This window comes from Gordonia sp. NPDC003424 (genome assembly GCF_053588655.1).
Map to the genome: position 1 here is coordinate 225730 of NZ_JBSFQJ010000001.1, position 20032 is coordinate 245761.

Below are 20032 nucleotides of genomic sequence, written 5' to 3' on the forward strand. Positions count from 1 at the left end.
AACAGTGATTGAAATGTGTTTCGATCTCTCCATGGTCACGGAACGGACCGGAGGGTCGGCGCGAGCCGCCGTCGGCGTCACCACCGATACCCGAAACGCGCTGCTGGCCGCGGCCGACCGCCTGTTCCTCGCCGAGGGCTACGACAAGGTGTCGGTCCGCTCGATCTGCGCCGCCGCCCACGCGAATCCGGCCGCCGTCCACTATCACTTCGGCTCGAAGGACGATCTGACGGTCGCACTTCTCCAGGACCGGCTCGGTCCCTTGTGGACCGAACCTCTCGGTGCATTGGCGCCGGGCGTCGACACCGTGGCGCACGTCGTCGACGTCGTCGTGACACCCCTGGTGCAACTCCAACGCGACCCGCTCGGCCACCTCCATCTGCAACTCCTGAGCCGATTCGTTCGCGCCCATCCCGACGCCGGCTGGAGCGGGACGTGGTTCCGCCTGGAGTCGTGGACCGACTTCCTGACGGCGACGATCCCCGACCTGAGCCGATCGGCGGCCGCCCGGCGCTGGGGGCTCGCGTTCGATCTCATCCTCGTGCGGTTCGCGACCGCCGAGCCGCTGAACCCGGGCGCCGTCGCGGCGCTCGTCGAGTTTGTCGTCGCCGGACTCTCGGCACCCGCAGCCCGCACGACCCCGGAGGACGATCGATGAACCTGCCCGACCCGTTCGGCCCCGCCCGTCTCGGCCCGCTCACCCTGCGCAACCGCCTCATCAAGTGCGCCACTTTCGAGGGCGCGACGCCCGATGCGCTGGTCACCGACGACCTGATCGCCTTCCATCGCGAGGTCGCGGCCGGCGGCGTGGCGATGAGCACCGTCGCCTACTGCGCCGTATCGCCCGAAGGTCGCACCGACCGCCACCAGATCTGGCTGCGCGAGGAGGCCATGCCCGGATTGCGGCGGCTGACCGATGCGATCCATGCCGAAGGTGCGCTCGCCGCGGCACAGCTCGGGCATGCCGGTCCGGTCGCCAATTCGGTGTCCAACCGCGCGAAGGCCCTCGGCCCGTCACGTATTCCGGCGCCGATGGGGATGTCGCTGACTCACAAGATGAGCCGCGACGACATCGGCGAGATGCTGGCCACCTTCCGCCGCGCCGCGCGCATCGCCGTCGACTCCGGGTTCGACGGCCTCGAAATCCACTGCGGCCACAACTATCTCATCAGTTGCTTCCTGTCTCCGGCCCTGAACCACCGGCGCGATGCCTACGGCGGCTCGCTCGTCAACCGGGCCCGACTGGCACGCGAGGTGCTCGAGGTGGTGCGCGACGAGGTCGGCGGCGAGGCGGCCGTGTGGGCGAAGCTCAACATGTACGACGGTGTCGGCCGCATCGATTCGGCCCGCTCACTGCGCTCCCGGCGTCTGCCCGGACTCGGACACGGCGGTCGCCTGACCGGATTCAACGTCGACGAGGCGTGTGCGGTGGCACAGCTTTTCGAGTCGGACGGCCACCTCGACGCGATCGAGCCCACCGCGGGTAGCTCGCTGCTCAATCCGATGTACCTGTTCCACGGGCAGGCGCCACGCCGGGAGTTCGCGGATGCGTTCCACGGCGCGATGCGCACCGGCCTGAAGCTCGCAGCGCCGGTCTTCCTCAAGGAGTACGACTATCACCCCGGATACCTGCTGCCGCTGGCCCGACACCTGCGGGCGGCGGTGCGGATGCCGTTGATCCTGTTGGGCGGCATCACCGATCGAGCATCGATGCAGACCGCGCTCGACGAGGGTTTCGACTTCGTCGCGATGGGCCGCGCGCTGCTCCGCGAACCCGACCTGCCGCTGCGCATCGCGGCCGACCCCGCGGTCACCTCACGCTGCGTGCACTGCAATCTCTGCATGCCGACGATCTATACGCGGACGCGGTGCCCGATCCGGGTCGGCGAGGTGGCGGATCCGCTCGCGATCACGACCGCGTGAACACCCCATCCGACGTCTCGTCGGCGTAGTAGTCGATCGTCATCCGTGGACCGGTGAAGGTCACCTTGGCGATCGACCCCAGTTCGGCGTTCTCCGTCCGGATCGGGTAGGTGAAGGTGTTGCCGTCCCAGTGCGTCAGCTCGTGTGTGGTCATTCCGCCCGGACCGAGGGCCAGCACGAGCTTCCCGTTCTCCTCGCGGACCGCGACCGGGCCGTACACCCGGTTCTGATAGGTGCCGGCATATGTCGACAGTGGTTGCGGCGGAGCGGGATTTGCCGGCGGCTGTTGTCCGACCAGACTGCCCGACGGCTTCGCCTGCGACGCGTAGGCGGCCCCGTACAGGGCGCGCCAGTCATGGGTGACCTTGGAGAACTGGACGGTGTCGATGAACTCGCCGCACAACGCGTCCACGGCGCCGATCGGTGCGGCGTTGGACAGCACGACGATTCCGACATCCGCGGACGGCATGACCAGGAAGTCGGTTCCGGCACCCAGCGAGAACGCGCCGGCATGACTGAAGGTGGTGCGGCCGGCGGAGGTCACCGACACATTGAACCCGTAACCGTAGAAACCGGCGCGCGCCTCCGGGGATGCGGCGGGATCCGAGATCATCTGCGGGGTGGTCGCTTCGGTCAGCGCCTCCTCGCCGACGACCTGGTTGCCGTCGTACTTGCCTCCGGCGAGCACCATCGTCAGCCAGCGGGTCATGTCGTTCACCGACGACGACACCCCGCCTGCGGGTGACTGCGCGTCCGGGTCGCGCTGCTCGGGCGTCTTCACCCACTTGCCGTCGACCTGGACGTGGCCCACCACGCGGTCGGGACGGGCCTCGAAGTCGCTGAATCGGGAGCTGGTGTTCGTCATGCCGAGTGGTCCGTAGATCGTGTTCTGCGACAGCGTCTCCCAGTCGGTCCCGGCCTTGCGGGCGGCGGATTCGGCGGCGGCGGTGATACCGAAGTTCGTGTAGTTGGACGTGATGCGGAACGGTTCGAGCGGCATGTAGCGCAGCCGGGCGAGGATCTCCGCGCGCGAGTAGCCCAACTCCTCGAGCTTGTCCCCGGCGTGGTCGGGCAGCCCCGATCGGTGCGTGTACATGTCGGCGATGGTGACGTGCTGGGTGACCCACGGGTCCCCGAGCGCGAACGCCGGCAGGTTCTGCGTCACCGGCGTGTCCCAGGCGATCGTCTTGTCGGCGATGAGCTTGGCGAGAACGGTGGAGCCGATGGACTTCGAGACCGACGCCAGCGGGAACACCGTGTCGGCGTCCACCTTTCGGTCCGTGCCGACCTCGGCGACACCAAACCCTTTCGCGTAGACGGTCTTACCCCCGTGCACGACGGCCACGGCCATGCCGGGGATCTTGGTGTCGTTCATCATCGACTCGACGAGTCCGTCGAGTTTGCCGACGGCGTCGTCGACGGCGTTGTCGGGCAGCGGCATCGCGACCTCACCGTTCGGATTGCGGAGTTGCCCGGCGTCCTCGGACGGCGCCGCCGACGACGAGGAGGTGCCGCTGCTCGTCGTCGGCTCCGTCCCGCTGTCACAACCGGCGACCATCGCGGTGACCGTGAGGACTGACACCGCGGCCAGAGTCGTACGGCCGAACAAGGCCCGGCGCGATCGAATCGGTGGCATCGGCAACACCCGCTTCCTCGAGGCGTGCCCATGGCACGACGACCGACCCGCAGCAAGGCTATCGGTAAGACTCCTGCTGGGAGACCGTTTTGCCGGTCATCCCGCCAACCGACGTTCTTGTCGCCGACCCCGGACACCGATGGCAGACTGATCGGGTGGCCGACAATGACGCGAACATCGCCGACGATCCCTATCTCTGGCTGGAAGATGTCACCGGCGAGCAGGCGCTGGACTGGGTGCGATCGCACAACGAACCGACCGTCGACGCGCTGACCTCCACCGAGCGTTTCCACGGCCTCGAGGCCGGTGCCCTGGAAGTGCTCGACACCGATGACCGCATCCCGTATGTCACGCGGCGTGGCGAGTATCTCTACAACTTCTGGCGTGACGCCGCACATCCGAAGGGCCTGTGGCGCCGCACGACCCTCGAGTCCTATCGCACCGCCGACCCCGAGTGGGACGTGATCATCGACGTCGACGCACTCGCCGAGGCCGAGGACGAGAACTGGGTGTGGTCAGGGGCGACCGTGCTCCGCCCCGAGTACCGGCATGCATTGGTCTCGTTGTCGCGAGGTGGCGCGGACGCCTCGGTGATCCGCGAGTTCGACATCGCCACCCGTGAATGGGTGACCGACGGGTTCATCCTGCCGGAGAACAAGTCGAGTGTCGGCTGGATCGATCACGACACCATCTATGTCGGAACGGATTTCGGTGAGCAGCCGGACGGAACGAGCGCACTGACCACGTCCGGCTACCCCCGGATCGCGAAGCGCTGGACCCGCGGCACACCCCTCGACGAAGCGGTGACCGTGTTCGCGGGCGAGGTCGACGACGTCTCCGCCGGTGCAGGTTACGACAACACACCAGGCTACGAACGTCACTTCGCCAGCCGCGCAACGGACTTCTTCAATGCCCTGCGGTACGAGATCCGCGGCGGCGACCTGGTGCAGATCGACGTGCCGACCGACGCCCACTCGTCGGTGCGCCACGACTGGCTCTTCGTGATGCCGCGCTCGGACTGGACGATCGGTGACATCACCCATGCGACGGGCACGCTGCTGGTGTTCGACTACAACGACTACCTGACCGGCGGGCGTGACGCCGTCGCCCTGTTCACACCCGACGCACACACGAGCCTGGCCGACTACAGCTTCACGCGGTCCCATCTGATCCTCACGACGCTGCACGACGTGCACACCGAGGTGTCGGTTCGGGTGCTCGGTTCCTGGGAGGCCGTCGAGCAACCCGGATTACCGGCGCTGGCAACGATCTCGGTACTCGACACGGACCCGGACGACACCGATGAGGTGTTCTGGTCGGCCAGCTCGTTCACCACGCCCCCGACCCTGCTGCACGGCGACAGCGGTGTCGCCGCCGAGGTCGTCAAGCAGTCGCCGTCGTTCTTCGACGGGGACGACGTCATCGCCGAGCAGCGGTTCGCCACCTCCGACGACGGCACCGCGATCCCCTATTTCGTGGTGCGGCGCAAGGATATCGAGTCCGGGCCGACCCTGCTGTACGGCTACGGCGGATTCGAGAACTCGCTCACCCCGGGCTATGCGGCGATCGCCGGGCGCAGCTGGATCACCCGGGGCGGCATCTACGTGATCGCGAACATCCGCGGCGGCGGCGAGTACGGGCCGTCGTGGCACACCCAGGCACAGAAGTCGGGCCGTCACCTCGTCTACGAGGATTTCTCCAGCGTCGCAAAGGCATTGGTGGCCGAGGGTCTGACGACGCCGCGGCAACTCGGAGCGCAGGGCGGGTCCAACGGGGGCCTGCTGATGGGCGTGATGCTCACCCGCTATCCGGACCTGTTCGGCGCCTTGGTGTGTCAGGTTCCGTTGATCGACATGCGGCGCTACCACCTCCTTCTCGCCGGAGCATCATGGATGGCCGAGTACGGCGACCCCGACGATCCCGAGCAGTGGGCGTTCATGGAGCCGTGGTCGCCGTATCAGAACTTGCGCGCCGACCTCGACTACCCGGCGCTCCTGGTCACCACCTCGACCCGCGACGATCGTGTCCATCCCGCGCATGCACGCAAACTGGTTGCGCGACTGGAAGAACTGGGTCACCCGGTGCAGTACTACGAGAACATCGAAGGCGGGCACGGCGGTGCCGCCGACAACAAACAGGCGGCCTTCATGTCGGCGCTGGCCTACGAGTTCCTGTGGCGTGCACTGGCCGAGTCGTGAATCGTCGCGGGACGGCCGTTGCCCGGCCGAAGCCCGCGCACGGTGTCGAGCGGATTCCATGGCTGTACATCGATCCCGCGGGTGATCGGATACCACGCGAGACCGATCATCAGTGAGGTGAAATGGCCGACGGCCGTGAAGGTCAGGTCGGAGATGAGCGGCGCACCATAGACGACGATGATGCCGACCAGATATATCCAGCGCCACGGGTAGGCGATGCGATAGGTCAGCACGCCGACGATCGCGGCCAGGAAGTAGCTGACCCCGACGTCGAGGGTGTTGATCATGTCGGTCTTGGCGAGGCCGTCGCGGATCGCCAGCCCCAGGATGCCTTCACTGATGTAGGTGGCGATCACGTGCGCCGAGAGGCCGACGACCAGCCACCGCAGCGTGCCGAGCCACCGTTCGGCCGGCACGTGGAACACCAGGAACATCACCAGGTACGGCAACCAGTAGGCGCCGTCGATCCAGAACAGGCTCGTGACGAGCACATGGAGTGGGTCGGTGGTCAGATGGTGGATGTTCGTCGAGCGCGCGCCGAGGACCCGATCGAGCTCGTGGGGGCTCAGGTTGTGCTGGATGAGGGTGGTCATCAGCAGGATGGCCAGCCAGATGAATGTCGCCGGGGCGCCGGCGACGAAATGCACCACCGATGCGGCCCCGCGATGCAGCCTGTTCGTCATTCGTCATCCTGACTGACTCGAAGAGTGTCCACCGAACCGTTGGTTCTCACCCAATTCTGCCGATCATCACCCGATTCCGCCGATCGCCCCACCCGATTCCGCAATAACCGCCCGATTTCGCCGGGTTGAGCTCGTCGGAGTCGAGATCACTGCGCGGGCGATCTCGATGCACTTCGTCGCTATCGCTCCTCGTTTACTCGATCAGCGGAAGGATGACCGTCGAATCAGCTCGGCCAGCCCCTCGATCAGGGCGAAGATGACCGTCGAATCAGCTCCGCCGACCCCCCGATCAGCGGGAAGATGACCGTCGATCAGTGGAAGAGATCAACACGGCCACCGGATCACCGCCTCGCGAACAGCCGGACGAGTACCCCGACGAGCACGACCACGGCGCCTGCACAGCCGACGATCACGGCCGCGTGGTGGAGGTCGTCGACGGCGGAGTCGATGATGATCCCGGTCACCTTACGGCTGGCGTCGTCGGTGCCGTCGACTTCCTGCTTGGCCCGGTAGGAGAAGTACCAGCCGATGACCCAGGCGAAGGCCGCCGACAGCATCAGGCCGATCCCCAGCCACGCCAACACGGTGCCGCGGTGGCGCGCGACGATCAGCGCGAGCAGCGACGCCGCGACCCCGATGACCGTCGACCACAGGGCGATGGTGGTGATCTGCAGGCCCACGTCGTGATACCGGCCCGCCTCGAGACCGGACCCGCTGGTGTTCAGCGGCACCAGGATCGGACCGGAGATCTTGGCGCCCAGCCCGGTCTGGGCGATGACCCGATTGACCATGGCGGTGATGTCGAGCTGCATCTCGGTGGTGCTGGCGCCGGCGGGCGGTGGATTGAACAGCCAGGCATGCTGCTGCGAAACGAGATCGACGAAGTCCGCTTCGTACTGGTCGGTGTTCATGTAGGCGCGGGTCGCGGATTCGACGACCTGCGCAACGAGCGGCAGCCCGGTCCGATTCTCCACGGCCGCCGCCACCTGGCCGGCGAGGTAGTCCTTGACCTGATCGTCGGCGGCCACCGGCGACACCGTCGCCACGAAGCCGTCCTGGTCGACCAGCCGTTGCTGCGCCCAGAGCGACGGCAGGGCCAGCACGATGGCCGCCATGGCGATCAGGGTCAGGAGTCCGCTGAGGAAAGTCCGCACGGCGACGAGGCTACCGGCGATCGCCGACCGAATGCGAAGTGACTACTCCCCGACCAGATCTCGCGCCCGCCCGACGATCAGCGGATCGGGCTGACCCACCAGCTCCTCGTTCTTGCCGGCGTAGTCGAAAAGGCTCAGCACGTGGCGCATCGCGTTGACGCGGGCACGTTTCTTGTCGTTGCTCTTGACCACGGTCCACGGCGCATGGTCGGTGTCGGTGGCAGCGAACATCGCATTCTTCGCCGAGGTGTACGAATCCCACTTGTCCAGCGACGCCAGATCCATCGGGGACAGTTTCCATTGCCGCACCGGGTCGATCTGCCGGATGGCGAAGCGCGTCCGCTGTTCGAGGGGCGTGACGGAGAACCAGAACTTGACGAGGTTGATGCCGTCGTCGACGAGCATCTTCTCGAACGACGGCACCTGCTCGACGAATTGCGTGTACTGCTCGGGCGTGCAGAATCCCATGACGCGTTCCACACCCGCGCGGTTGTACCAGGAGCGGTCGAAGAAAACCATCTCGCCGCCCGCGGGCAGGTGCTGGACGTAGCGCTGGAAGTACCACTCGGTGGATTCGCGCTCGCTGGGCTTCTCGAGGGCGATGGTGCGCGCACCGCGGGGGTTGAGATGCTCGTTGAAGCGCTTGATGGTGCCGCCCTTGCCCGCGGCGTCGCGGCCCTCGAATACCAGTAGGTGTCGCTGTCCGGTCTGCTTCGACCACTTCTGCAGCTTCAGCAGCTCGATCTGCAGCCGCCGCTTGGTCACCTCGTACTCGCGGCGGCTCATCCGCTCCTCGTACGGGTAGTCCTGACGCCAGGTGTCGACGACGTTGCGCTCGGGCAACGTCAGGAGCACCGGGTCGTCGTCATCGTCGTCGTTGACGGTGAACTGCGTCGTGTTGTGCAGGTCGACGAGATGTTGGAGGGCCTCTCTCCCGTTCAGGACGCTGAAATCAGGTCCGATCTCGGGAGAGGAGTCGATGGCATGATCGTGTAACTCGGTCACGTCTCAACGATATGCGCAGCAGGCAAACGGCGTGTTGCTTGCGGGTGAACCGGGCCCTTTGACCCGGTTCACCTCGCCATCAGAGGTCAGTTGTGCAGGTCGATGACGCCCGCGCCGAGGCAGGCCTTGCCGGTGGTGCTGTCGAACGCCGTCGCGAAGCTGCCCTGGCATGCCGCACCCGTCGGTCCGGCGACCGCCTGACCGCCCCAGCCACCGACCGACACCGTGACGCCGCCCTGTCGGGCCTGCGCCACCGAGAAGGCACCGGGGCCGGTGGTGACCGAGTAGGCGGTCCCGCCGGAGTTGGCGCCGGCCAGCGCGGTGGAACCCGGCTGCAGGTTGCGGGCGTTGGCGTTGCCGCCCTTGTCGGCCACGGCCACGGCGGTGCCCGCGCCACTGGAATCCACGGCGCGGGCGGTGCTGCCGGCGCCGGCCTTGGCGCCGCAGCCACCGAGTCCGACGATGTGCTGCACCTGCTGCCCGTTGGTGGCGACACAGTCGGTCGCGTGCGCCGAGCCGCCGCCGACCGCGATCATCCACGACGCCGCCGCCGCACCACCGGCCAACAGAGCTGCGCTTCTAGCCCCAAACTTGTTGATACGCATTACTTTTGGCCTCCTGGATCGCCACGCGCATGGACTTCCCCCACACTTGGCGACCAGCGTACCCACTACCCCTGACGTCGGGCGCAGCGGGTGGCAGGCGAAACGCCGCCGTTACGTCAGCCCTGAGCTCGGCGTTCGGCCTCGGCCGTGAGCCCCTTCTTGGCGGTGTCGACGGCCATCTTCTGCCCGCGCTTGACGATCATGCCGGGCATCTTGATCTTGAGGTCGATGTCGAGAACGAACTCGATGTGCGACCCGCCGTCGGGGTTCTCGGTCACGGTGTAGACGCCGTGCTGCTCGCTCAGCTGCTTGGCCTCGATCAAGGTCCACCTGCAGGTGTTCTCTGTCCAGGTGTAGGTGAGGGTCTGTTCGTCCGAGATACCGATGGCGTTGACCACGACGCGGACCTGCTGCGGAGTGCCGTCCGCGTGTTCACTGAGGATCTGGGCCTCCTTGTGGGGACCGGACCAGTCAGGGAGGGACTCCACATCCATCAGCACTTCCATCACGACCGACGGTGGTGCGGCGACATCGAACTCAATACTCGCGGTTACAGCCATGCGACAGAACCTACTCTGCGCACCCGACGACGACGAGATGAACCATGTGTTCGCGGTGTGGCCGGATCAGGCTTCGCGGTCGACCAGCCGGAACGGCCACGCCTCGTCGGGGATCTCGCGCAGTGCGCAGGCCTGGTCGACGGCGGTGAACCACCCGCGGAAGTGCAGGATCTCACCGATGACCGGGTTGCGGACCGTGGCGTCGCAGCGGAACCGCTGCCGGGACTCGTCCCATCCCTCGATGTACTTGAGCTGGGCGGCGAACATGCCCTTCATCCCGACCTTGGGCCCGCGTCCGAGCCACCGCATGGGTCCGCTCTCGAGGAGCAGCTCGCCGGACTTGGTGACCGACGGTTCGATCGGGTAGAGCAGTTCGGGGCCGTCACCGAAGTAGTCGACGAGGCCGTCGCGTCCGGAGACGAGGAGCGAGTTGAGGTCGCGGGGGCCGGAGGTGTAGCCGAAGGTGCGCAGCACCGCGAGACATTCGCGTTGCAGTTCGTCGACGTAGCAATAGTGACGCTGGGTGAACGGCACCATCCGGCTGGACTTGGCGGGCAGTGCGTTGCGTTTGGCGTAGTACCAGAAGAACGGTGGCGGCAGCGCAGCGGTGACGTAGACGGATTCGTAGATGCCGGTGGCCACCTGGGCCACGTTCGACGTCGAGTCGACGCCGTAGCGCCACGCGACGTTGGGATGCAGGCGATCGAAATCCGACCCCAGCAACTGTCGATACACCGGCGTCATGACGTCGACCTCCCCCGCGACATCCGAGTGCGTTGCCGCGGGTCAACCGCCGCAACGCACTCAATGCTTGTGGGAGAAGAACCTACGCGATCGTCGTGACCGATGATCGCGTAGGTTGCGTGAACGGCAGCGCCTGCCGGCGGTCAGGAACCCGAACCCGAACTGGAACCCAGATCCGGGCCGGCCGTCGCGAAGGCGATACCCATCAGCGACTTGCTCACACTGCCGACCGGAGAGAGCGGGTTGATGTTACAGATGGTGACCAGGGCATAGCTTCCCGCGCGAACGTCGAAGGTGCCTGTGACCGTTCCCGCGTCGTCGGCCTTCTTCAGAAGGTCGGCACCGCCGAACGCTCCGAGTTGCTTGAGCCTGGCGATGAGTTGGGCGACGCTGATCGACCCGGTGCTGAGGTACTCGAACAACGACGGGACCACGGCGAGCGCAGAGGCAACCAGGGCAATGGCCACGGTGTTGCAGGCTCGCGGGGTCACCAAGGGTCTCGGGGGCACCGGAACATTGGTGACGGTGTACTTGATGTGACCCAGGGTTCCGATGGCCCTCAGGTGAACGCTGTTCGGGTCGGAACTTCCCAACGATGAGGACCCGAGGTCCAACGGAGCCGCAGTGGCTGCGGGTCCCGGTGCAGCGACGAAGATGGCAAGAGCGCAAACAATCGCGGTGACGAGGCTGATCCCGACAGATTTCATTGCCACAGCGTAGGTCGGGGCCGAGTACGTTTCGGGACGTTTCGGCTATTCAAGGCTGGTCAATTCGGATCCCGCTACTCCGCGGCCGCCGCGCACAGCCGAGCAAGCTCATCGATGACCCGGTCCAGCGGCGCGACGCTGCGCTGGGTCTGACACAACCCGACGGCGCCCTCGATGGACGCGATGATCAGGTGGGCGAGCGAGTCGGCACGCTCCCCGTCGACCCCCTCGTGGATGAGGCGCGACGCGATCTGCGCGGTCCAGCCCTCGAAGACCTCTTCGGCCACGTCGGCAACCGCCGGCTCGGACCGTCGGGCGAGCCCCCCGGCGAGGACCGGACACCCGAACTCGTAGTCGGTGTTGACCAGGAGGCGACGCCACACTCCGCCGATCGCAACGACCGCCTCCGCCGGCGTGCCCGAATGTTCACGGGCGATCCGCGTCGAGATGAAGTCGCCGGCGTAGTGGACCGCCTCGGTCATGAGCTGGGTCTTGCCGCCCGGGAAATGGTGGTAGATCGAGCCGCGGGGTGCGTTGCTCGCCGCGATGACATCACCGATCGACGTGGCCGCGACGCCGTCCCGCCCGATCAAGTCGGCGGCATGCACCACCATCCGGTCGCGCGGACCGCCGGCGCCCAGCGCACCGCTCGTCACGGTCGAGTCCGCAGCCATCGCCGATCACCCTTTCCACCTCGGGTTCTATGCAGGGTTTCATATTCGGGTCGTTCTATGCAACCATACATAATCATGACGACCCTGCGATCGACTCCCGCCGATTCCGTCGACCCGCTCTCCATGTCGGGTCTCGACCTGCTGCGCGCCTGGAAGGACGACCCGCACCGCGACAACCACCCGAGCATCGGCCGGTTGCTCGGCATGCGGCCGGTGCGCGTCGACGAAGGGGCGGTGACCTTTGCCGTGACACCCCAACCCGACTTCGCGAACCCTTTGGGCATCGTGCACGGGGGCATCTGTGCCACCCTGCTGGACTCGGTGATGGGCTGCGCGGTACACACGACACTGCCCGCCGGGGTCGGCTACACCACCCTCGAGCTGAAGGTGAACTACATCCGCCCGGTCGCCACCGACGCGGACGAGCTGACCGGCGAGGGCTCCGTCATCCACGTCGGTGGCCGCACCGCCACCGCCGAGGGCAGGGTCTACTCCGCCGACGGCAAACTGGTCGCACACGGCACCACGACGTGCGCGGTGTTCCGATAGGCGTGGTTAGGCAAACCTAACCCAGGGGTTAGCATGCGGGCATGAAACTCCTGCACCGCATCGCCATGACCGTCGGGGCGGCCTTCGCGTTGGCGACATCTGCTGTCGCGCCCGCGGTGGCCCACGCGGCACCGACCGATCGCGGCACCGTGATCATCGTCCCCGGCCAGCTGCTCGGCGGGACGCTGTACACCCCGATGGCCGAATCGCTGCGTCGCGAGGGATACCGGGTTCGGCTGACGGATCTGCGTGGCACCGATCTGCGTGGCGACGCGCGCGCCCTGGCCGCCATGGTGGCGGAGGCGAAGACGGCGCATCCGGCCTCGCCGATATCGCTCGTCGGGCACAGCATCGGCGGACTGACCATCCGCTACTACGCCAAGATGCTCGGTGGCGCACCGAACGTGAGCAACGTGATCGCCATCGGCACACCACAATACGGTTCACCGGGCGGATGCGGCCAGTCCGGCACCGACGAGATGAGTTGCCCGGGAAGCCCGTATCTCCGCGCGCTCAACCGAGGAGACGACACTCCTGGCGCGGCACGGTATTACGGCATTCGGAGCACCTACGAATGGGTCACCGGGGATCTCGACGGCGGACAGTGCCGGTTCACTCCGCTGCCAGCGTTCATCGCCCCCGACGGGGGCGTCGAGCACACCGCCGAGGCGTTCAATCCCGCTGTCATCCAATCTGTCTCGCGCGCATTGCGCGGCCATTGCGACGGGCGGTTCGTCGACGATGCGGACGGTGTCCGGACGGCGAGGAACTCGCTGCGCGGGCGGTGACTCAGCCCTCGAGATACTTGTCGCGGAGTGCTTCCTGCTGATCCACGGTGATCCCGAGGGCGTCGGCGAAGTAGCGGTCGATGGTACCGAATTCGGTTGCCATGGTGGCGAATGCCGCATCGAGGTACTGCTCCTGCACACCGAGTACGGGTCGGAGCAGATCCGGGTTGCCGCCGGCGGCTGCGAAGCCGTCGAACACCGACGCGATGGCCGGCAGGAAGAGGTCGTTGGTCAGCAGATAGTCGTGGTACACGGCGTCCCGCTCGACACCGAGCAGCGTGAGGAATGCTCCTGCGGCCCAACCGGTCCGGTCCTTGCCCGCCGTGCAGTGGAACAGCACGGCGCCCGATCCGTCGAGCAGTCCGCGAAACAGGGTCGCATAGGACGCCTGGGCGCTGGGCAGCTGCACGAGTTCGCGATAGGACGCGGTGAGTGCCGTGATTCCGCCACCGTCGGCGAGTCGTTCGTTGGCGATGGCGACCGTTTCCGGGTCGCTGAGCACCTTGTCGAGACTCGCCGGGGCCGAGATCGATTCGGCATCGGCGAGGACGTCGAGGTGCACGCCGGCGACACCGTCGAGGCGGGGGTCGGGTGCGGCGTCGACCTCTGCCGCCGACCGCAGGTCGTAGATGGTGCGGACACCGAGATCGAGCAGCACGCGGCCGTCGTCGTCGGAGATCTTGTCGAGCGCGGCCGATCGGTACACGGCGCCGCGCCGGACGGTGCGGCCGTCCCGGGCGGCGTGGCCGCCGACGTCGCGCAGGTTGTTCACGGTAGGGAGGTGGGGGTGCGCGACGGAGGGTTCGGTCATGGATTCATGGTGGCAGACGGCACTCACTCGGTGGCGAGGTACATCCGGCGCATCTCCTGCTGCTGTGCGGGGCCGATGCCGAGGGCGTCGGTGAAGTATCCGTCGATCGTTCCGTAGGTGCGCTCCATCTCGGTGAACGACGCATCGAGATAGGACCGGTCGACACCCAGGACCGGGTGCAGCAGGTCCGGGTCGCCGCCGGCCCTCGCGAACTCGTCGAACACCGGCTTGAGAGCCGGGACCAGACGATCGTTGGTGAGGAGGTAGTCGCGGTAGACGTCATCGCGATCAACACCCATCAGGGTCAGGAAAGATGCAGCAGCCCAACCGGTTCGGTCCTTGCCGGTGGTGCAGTGGAAGAGCGCGGGAACCGGTCGCCCACCCAGCAGTCCGAGGAAGAACATGCGATAGGAGTCGGTCGCGCTGCCCATCGTGACCAGCTCCCGATACGTCTGCGCGATCAGCGCCTTCGCGTTGTCGCCGGTGAACTCGCGGGTGGCCTCGGCCACCTTGGTGGGGTCCGAGAGGTAGGCGTCGAGGTTGCCGGGCAGCGCGCTCGGAGCGTCGGCGAGGACGTCGAGATGAATGTCGGACACGTCGGGGAACTCCGGGTCCGGCAGTGCCCGGCGTTCGGCGGCGGACCGGAGGTCGTAGATCGTCCGGATGCCGAGTTCGTCGAATCGTTCGCGGTCCGGGGCGTGCAGCGGGCGCAGCCCGGCGGATCGGAACAGGAGGCCACCGCGGACCGGTCGGCCGTCGACACCGATCCACCCACCGAGGTCGCGCAGGTTGAGAATGGTCTTGATCGGGCTCGGGGCACCCGGATCGGTCAGCGTCATGGCACGCATGGTGACATGACCGGCGTCCGGCCGCCCTCATCCGAATCGAGTTATTTCGGTCCGTCACCGCCGGCCGGCATCGGGCGCCACCACTGCCCCGCGGCGGTGTCCGGCGGGTCCGACAGGGTCTGATCCCGGTGCGATCCCGCCACGATGTGGTACCGGATGCTCGACGTGTCGCTGACCACCGCCAGCGCCCACCACAGGGCACGTACGTAGTCGTTCGCGCGCCGCGCCCCGTCCCATTCGTAGACGCCCCGATAGAGGTTGTGCTGATCGTGCGCCAGCCACAATTTCGACACGAATCCGGGGAATCCCACGAAAAGTGGTGTATTGCAGATGCTTTCAGCACGAAAGAGGGTGTGTGCCATTCGCTGACCGCCGACCCAGCGCAACCGGAATCCGACCACCAGCGTGACCGGATCGCCCACGGTGTCGACATCGGCCGTCGTTTCCCGATAGACACGGCCGATCGAGCCGTCCGTGAACGCGATTCGCCTGTCCAGGTTGCGCTCGGAGAGATGTACCTTCCTCCCGACCATCAAGCGCGCCGTTTCACGTGCGCAGTGGCCGAGACGTCCGAGTGCCTGCGGTGCCGGGAGCGGATCGACGCCATCGCCTGGTCGAGCGTTCGGTTGCACCCCTCACCACCCCCGGTTGGCCGTTCCGTACTCCGGTAGAACGGGAACCTACCAGGAGGACGCGGCCAAGGTCGGTCGACGACGAGCCGGCGCTGTGCCGAGCTCGCGCCCGTCACTGCATCTGTTGGGCCAGGGCGACCGCCACGACGACGACCGCCACCTCGAGCACGATGGCCGACAACGGAATCCAGGACATCCACTGCCGCCTGACGAACATCCAGATCATCCCCGCCACCAAGGCGAGCACGATCCCCGCCGAGCCGCCCCAGAGGACTAGGTAACCGTAGGTGAGCATGTCGTAGTCACACGGTCGCACGTCGCTGCAGGCATCGGTGGCCATGACCGCGAACAGGCTGAAGAACAGGATCAAGGCCGTGCCCGCCAGGTAGACGAGCGCGAGTAGCGACGCGATGACGAGATCGACGGTCGAGCGTTGTGCCGCCGGCGCGCGCGGCGGACCCGGCGGATATGCCATGCCCGACGGTGGCATGTCGGGGTACATCGGCGAGCCCGGCGGTGGGTAGGTCATCTGGTCCTCCCCGGGCGGTGAACGGCGGCGGTGGTCACGAACATGTGGCCGACACTATCGGCCGCGGTCGGCCCAGAACCCGGTGAGACTACTCATTTCCCGTCCGCGATTGCACTCGGTCCGCAGTCATTCGTCCGTTCGAACAGCTTCCACGGGCCGATGTCCTGTGCTGGAATTCAGGTCAGCGGTCGGGCCGGATCGTCGGCCCGCAGCGACGGGAGTCACGATGGCCGGTCCCCACGAACGTCACACCATCTCGGCTCGCCTGCGCGCTGCTCGACGACATGCGCCCGTCGGGCGCGACCGCGAACTCGCTCGGATCGCCACCTTTCTGGACGACCCCGACGGTGCGGTCGTGATGTTCGTCCACGGTCCCGGAGGCGTCGGCAAGAGCTGTCTGCTCGACGCGGTCGAGCAGCTCGTCGTCGACCGCGACCGACCCTGCATCCGGCTCGACGGCGCCGATACCCCGGCCGACCGGGCAGGCTTCGCCGCCGCACTGCGCATCGCCGCGAGTGCCGGCGACGACGGACCGCCGGCCGAGGCACTGACCCCCGACGCGGTCCTGGTGATCGACACCGCCGAGACATTGCGTCCGCTCGAACGGTGGATGCGCGACGACCTCATCGCCCACCTGTCCGACCGGAACCGCGTGATCCTGGCAGGTCGTCATCCCCCGTCGAACGAGTGGCGCACCGACCCGGGCTGGCGTGACCTGTTGACCGTGTTGTCCCTGCGGAACCTGCGCCCCGAGGACGCCACGGCACTGTTGCTCGGTCGTGGCGTGCCACCGATCTCGGTGCCCGATCTCGTCGCGGAGACCCACGGTCACCCGCTCGCCCTGGTCATCGCGGTCGACCACTACGGCGCCGACGGGCGGGATTCCGGAGCCGCAACCGGGGTCACCGCGCCGGACAGGACGCGCGCGGAGGCTGCCGCGTCGTCGATGCTGCGGGACTGCCCCGACGCCGCCACCCGGTTGCTCGGACGTTTCGTCGACGACGTCGATCGACCGGCACACCGCGAGGCACTCCACGTCTGCGGGCATGCCCGCCGTGTCGATCGCGCCATGCTCCGTCACGTCCTGGATGTCGACGACACGACGGCCGACGACGTGTTGGCCTGGCTCCGGGAACGCCCGTATGCCGTGTCGCACCCGGACGGCCTGTCGGTACACGACATCGTCGCCGACGCCCTCGACGCCGATCTCCGCTGGCGTGACCAGGAGTCGTTCACCCACCTGCACCAACGCATCCGAACAGTGATCGTGGACCGCATGCACCGCCTCGACGGGGTCGAATTACAGCGTGCGACAGCGGATCTGCTCTATCTGCACCGCGGCAACCCGGCGGCCGCCTCGCTGTACTCGTTCGAGGAACTCGGGTCCATGTCCACCCACCCCTACCGCCCCGCCGACGCCGACGACCTGCGGGCGATCATGCTGACGTCGGAGGGGCCGGCGCGGACGGCGACCGCGGCCTTCTGGGCCGAACGTTCGCCCGACTCGGTGCACATGATTCTCGATTCCGATGAGAAATCGTGCGGGGCAGCTGTTTTCGCGTGGGACCCGCATCATGCCGGCGACCTGGGTCCCGATCGGGCGACGGCGACCGTACTCGAGATGCTCGCGGACCGTCGACCACCGGAACCCGGCGAGCGGGTGTTGCACGAGTTCATCGCCGACTCCCACGACCTCGACGGCCTGGGCCCGGTCTCCGACATGGTGGCCGGCCTCTCGTTGCGCGAGTGGATGGCGCCAGGCCTGGGGTGGGTGGCCGTGAGCTCGACCCACGGCCCGAAGTGGATCCCGGTCTGGGACTACATCGGATTCGAGCCGCTCGGCCGACTCACGCAGAGCGATGGAACCACCCTGACCGTCTACGCGCGCGACTTCCTGCGCAGCCCCTACGACGAGTGGCTGCAGTCGCTGGCCGCGGTGGAGATGGGAAATGCGCCTGCGGCCCAGCGCACGATGTCGCCGGTTGCGCTGTCGCGCACCGACTTCGGCACGGCTGTGCGGACGATGCTGCGCGACTTGCATCGCCCCGACCGCTTGGCCGCCGGACCACTCGCCGGTTCCCGTCTGGCTGCACCTCCGGGGTGTGCGCCACCCGCGCCATCGCCGGCCGCGGCCGCCGCGAGACTCGCCGAGGTCACCCGAGCGGCCCTCGACGTCGTCGCCGCCGATCCCGCACTCGACCGCGCCGCGCGCGCCCTGCATCGCACCTACGTGCAGCCGGCGACGACCCAGGAACGTGCCGCCGAGGTGCTCGGCATGCCGTTCAGTACCTACCGTCGTCACCTGGCGGCGGGCACGGAGCGGTTGACCGAGGTGCTGTGGAAATGGGAACTCCATGGTGTCGCCGACACATCCGGTGACGGTCGACCGGCAGATGGGCAGTGATCGGGCAGCGTCCGGACTGGAGAGTGAGCAGAGCGCGGCGGGATCGTGAGCGAGTCCTGTCCGGCCCCACTCGCCACCGGAGGTCTCGATGTCCACCGTCGCACCCCGCACCCTCGCTGCCCGACCACCCGCCACGCCCGGCACCGGTCCGCATGTCGTCGTCATCGGCGCCGGCATCGGTGGACTGCTCTCCGCTGCCGTCCTGGCCAGGCACACCGGGCGGATCACGCTCGTCGAACGCGATCGCCTCCCCGACGACGCGCGCCCGCGTCCCGGCACTCCGCAGGCCACCCACCCCCACGGGCTGCTCGCCTCCGGGCGTGATGCCCTCGAGGCGCTGTTCCCCGGGATCACGACCGAACTGATCTCCCAGGGCGGCCACGGCAGTGGCGACATGGGCAGCACCGGGCGGTGGTACCTCGGCGGCGGCCTGCTGGCCGACTGCCATCTCGGATGCCGTGGCATCGCGGTGTCCCGACCGGCCCTCGAGGCCGCGGTTCGACGCCGGGTACGCGGACTCCCCCAGGTCGAGATCCGGGACCAGCTCGTCGTCACCGGTCTGACGGGCGACCGCGGCCGGGTGTCCGGCCTGCGGGTGCGCCGCCTCCGCTCTGTCGATCCGTCCGATCGGCCGCGTACCGGTGCCGATGACGTCATCGACGCCGACCTGGTGATCGACTCCTCCGGACGCCAGGCACACGCGATGAAATGGCTCGCGGCGCTCGACCTGCCTGTCCCGGAGTCCGAGGAGATCCGGATCAACGTCTGGTACTCCACGATGGAGGTGCCGCACCGGACGGGTGACCTCGACGGCCGACGCGTCGTCGTGTCCGCGGCCACGCCGGAGATTCCCCGGGGCGGTGTGGCGATCCAGCAGGAAACCGGGACCTGGAAGGTGACGGTGTTCAACTACGGTGACCGTCCGCCGGTGGATCCCGACGGCATCCGGGCCTTCGCCACCACGATCGTGAGCCCCGACCTGACGACGCTGATCGCCGAGCGCGACTGCGTCGAGCGACCGCACGCCTTCAGCATGCCGTCCAGCCGGCGCCGACGGTTCGAGGCGTTGTCACACCCCCCGGCCGGTCATCTGGCGATCGCGGATGCGATCTGCAGCTTCAATCCGGTCTTCGGGCAGGGGATGAGTGTGGCCGCGCTGCAGAGTCTGCGGCTCGACGCCGTCATCGCCGAGCATGGTCTGACCGACCCCGATCTGGCACGGCACTGGTACCCGGAGGCGGCGGCGGTGACCGATCTGGCGTGGACCGTCGTGACCGGCGCCGACCTGCAACTGCCCGGTGTCACCGGGTCGATGACACCCGCGCCCGCACCGATCCGGCGATACGTCCGGCGGGTGCAGGTCGCGGCACGCCGCGACACGGTGGCCGCACGCGCGTTCATGGAGGTCACCAACCTGCTGCAGCCCGCGAGCTCGCTGATGCGCCCCACGATCGCGTGGCGTGCGCTGTGGCACGGCGGCGCACACGAGCCCCCACCCACCGCACGACCTCGCGGGCTCGCCGAACGCCGCATGCCGGCCACCCAACGGTGACCGGCATGCGGTTGAATCTTCTGCGCTGAT

At 67.6% G+C, this 20032-nt stretch carries 20 protein-coding genes; 7 read left to right on the forward strand and 13 right to left on the reverse strand.

Translation table 11 applies throughout. The annotated features are described in order from the left end of the window. Positions 1 to 31: 31 nt before the first annotated feature. Together ACWDTI_RS01005 and ACWDTI_RS01010 are read left to right on the forward strand one after the other, a co-directional pair. Positions 32 to 658 carry a TetR/AcrR family transcriptional regulator gene (locus tag ACWDTI_RS01005; RefSeq protein WP_449736163.1) on the forward strand — a complete coding sequence of 209 codons (627 nt, stop codon included), beginning with the start codon at positions 32 to 34 and terminating at the stop codon, positions 656 to 658. Next, a complete protein-coding gene (locus ACWDTI_RS01010) occupies positions 655 to 1923 on the forward strand; it encodes an oxidoreductase (RefSeq protein WP_449736164.1) in 1269 nt (422 codons plus the stop codon). The genes ACWDTI_RS01005 and ACWDTI_RS01010 overlap by 4 nt, the downstream gene beginning before the upstream one ends. Here the strand turns inward: ACWDTI_RS01010 and ACWDTI_RS01015 are convergent. Beyond that, positions 1910 to 3559 carry a serine hydrolase gene (locus ACWDTI_RS01015; protein ID WP_449736165.1) on the reverse strand — a complete coding sequence of 550 codons (1650 nt, stop codon included), beginning with the start codon at positions 3557 to 3559 and terminating at the stop codon, positions 1910 to 1912. The two genes, ACWDTI_RS01010 and ACWDTI_RS01015, sit on opposite strands and share 14 nt — an antisense overlap. Positions 3560 to 3714: 155 nt before the next feature. Between ACWDTI_RS01015 and ACWDTI_RS01020 the strand changes: the two genes are divergently transcribed. Continuing rightward, positions 3715 to 5757 (forward strand): prolyl oligopeptidase family serine peptidase, encoded by a 2043-nt coding sequence (locus tag ACWDTI_RS01020; RefSeq protein WP_449736166.1) that lies wholly within the window; start codon positions 3715 to 3717, stop codon positions 5755 to 5757. On the opposite strand, the gene ACWDTI_RS01025 is transcribed toward ACWDTI_RS01020, so the two are convergent. From ACWDTI_RS01025 to ACWDTI_RS01060, 8 genes are all read right to left on the reverse strand, one after another. Then, positions 5721 to 6440, reverse strand: a complete 720-nt coding sequence (locus ACWDTI_RS01025) for a rhomboid-like protein (RefSeq protein ID WP_449736167.1) — start codon at positions 6438 to 6440, stop codon at positions 5721 to 5723. The genes ACWDTI_RS01020 and ACWDTI_RS01025 overlap by 37 nt on opposite strands. A gap of 341 nt (positions 6441 to 6781) precedes the next feature. After that, positions 6782 to 7594: a hypothetical protein gene (locus tag ACWDTI_RS01030; protein WP_449736168.1), complete on the reverse strand. Its 813-nt coding sequence runs from the start codon at positions 7592 to 7594 to the stop codon at positions 6782 to 6784. 42 nt (positions 7595 to 7636) lie between these two features. Continuing rightward, complete coding sequence (gene ppk2 / locus ACWDTI_RS01035) at positions 7637 to 8599, reverse strand: polyphosphate kinase 2 (RefSeq protein WP_449736169.1); 963 nt, start codon at positions 8597 to 8599, stop codon at positions 7637 to 7639. Between the two features lie 86 nt (positions 8600 to 8685). Beyond that, positions 8686 to 9204: a DUF6764 family protein gene (locus ACWDTI_RS01040; RefSeq protein WP_449736170.1), complete on the reverse strand. Its 519-nt coding sequence runs from the start codon at positions 9202 to 9204 to the stop codon at positions 8686 to 8688. Between the two features lie 116 nt (positions 9205 to 9320). Then, positions 9321 to 9764: an SRPBCC family protein gene (locus ACWDTI_RS01045; protein WP_449736171.1), complete on the reverse strand. Its 444-nt coding sequence runs from the start codon at positions 9762 to 9764 to the stop codon at positions 9321 to 9323. Positions 9765 to 9830: 66 nt separating this feature from the next. Then, entirely contained in the window at positions 9831 to 10508 is a 678-nt protein-coding gene (locus tag ACWDTI_RS01050; protein ID WP_449736172.1) for a DUF4166 domain-containing protein, read from the reverse strand. Between the two features lie 143 nt (positions 10509 to 10651). Beyond that, on the reverse strand, positions 10652 to 10975 hold the full coding sequence (locus ACWDTI_RS01055; protein ID WP_449736173.1) for a hypothetical protein: 324 nt from the start codon (positions 10973 to 10975) through the stop codon (positions 10652 to 10654). Between the two features lie 314 nt (positions 10976 to 11289). Further along, positions 11290 to 11889, reverse strand: coding sequence for a TetR/AcrR family transcriptional regulator (locus ACWDTI_RS01060; protein ID WP_449736174.1), 600 nt, complete (start codon positions 11887 to 11889; stop codon positions 11290 to 11292). 57 nt (positions 11890 to 11946) lie between these two features. Between ACWDTI_RS01060 and ACWDTI_RS01065 the strand changes: the two genes are divergently transcribed. Both ACWDTI_RS01065 and ACWDTI_RS01070 read left to right on the forward strand, forming a co-directional pair. Beyond that, positions 11947 to 12438 carry a PaaI family thioesterase gene (locus tag ACWDTI_RS01065; RefSeq protein ID WP_449736175.1) on the forward strand — a complete coding sequence of 164 codons (492 nt, stop codon included), beginning with the start codon at positions 11947 to 11949 and terminating at the stop codon, positions 12436 to 12438. A 41-nt stretch (positions 12439 to 12479) separates the two neighbouring features. Next, a complete protein-coding gene (locus ACWDTI_RS01070) occupies positions 12480 to 13226 on the forward strand; it encodes an esterase/lipase family protein (protein ID WP_449736176.1) in 747 nt (248 codons plus the stop codon). 1 nt (position 13227) lies between these two features. Here ACWDTI_RS01070 and ACWDTI_RS01075 read toward each other — a convergent pair whose 3' ends face one another. From ACWDTI_RS01075 to ACWDTI_RS01090, 4 genes are all read right to left on the reverse strand, one after another. Next, complete coding sequence (locus ACWDTI_RS01075) at positions 13228 to 14037, reverse strand: tyrosine-protein phosphatase (RefSeq protein ID WP_449736177.1); 810 nt, start codon at positions 14035 to 14037, stop codon at positions 13228 to 13230. Between the two features lie 23 nt (positions 14038 to 14060). Beyond that, the gene (locus tag ACWDTI_RS01080) at positions 14061 to 14876 is read right to left on the reverse strand and encodes a tyrosine-protein phosphatase (RefSeq protein ID WP_449736178.1); all 816 of its coding nucleotides are present in this window, start codon (positions 14874 to 14876) and stop codon (positions 14061 to 14063) included. Between the two features lie 50 nt (positions 14877 to 14926). Then, positions 14927 to 15196 (reverse strand): hypothetical protein, encoded by a 270-nt coding sequence (locus ACWDTI_RS01085; RefSeq protein ID WP_449736179.1) that lies wholly within the window; start codon positions 15194 to 15196, stop codon positions 14927 to 14929. Between the two features lie 433 nt (positions 15197 to 15629). After that, complete coding sequence (locus ACWDTI_RS01090) at positions 15630 to 16046, reverse strand: hypothetical protein (RefSeq protein ID WP_449736180.1); 417 nt, start codon at positions 16044 to 16046, stop codon at positions 15630 to 15632. A 226-nt stretch (positions 16047 to 16272) separates the two neighbouring features. Between ACWDTI_RS01090 and ACWDTI_RS01095 the strand changes: the two genes are divergently transcribed. Both ACWDTI_RS01095 and ACWDTI_RS01100 read left to right on the forward strand, forming a co-directional pair. Next, positions 16273 to 18450, forward strand: a complete 2178-nt coding sequence (locus ACWDTI_RS01095; protein ID WP_449736181.1) for a hypothetical protein — start codon at positions 16273 to 16275, stop codon at positions 18448 to 18450. Between the two features lie 88 nt (positions 18451 to 18538). Continuing rightward, a complete protein-coding gene (locus ACWDTI_RS01100) occupies positions 18539 to 20002 on the forward strand; it encodes an FAD-dependent oxidoreductase (RefSeq protein WP_449736182.1) in 1464 nt (487 codons plus the stop codon). Positions 20003 to 20032 lie beyond the last annotated feature (30 nt).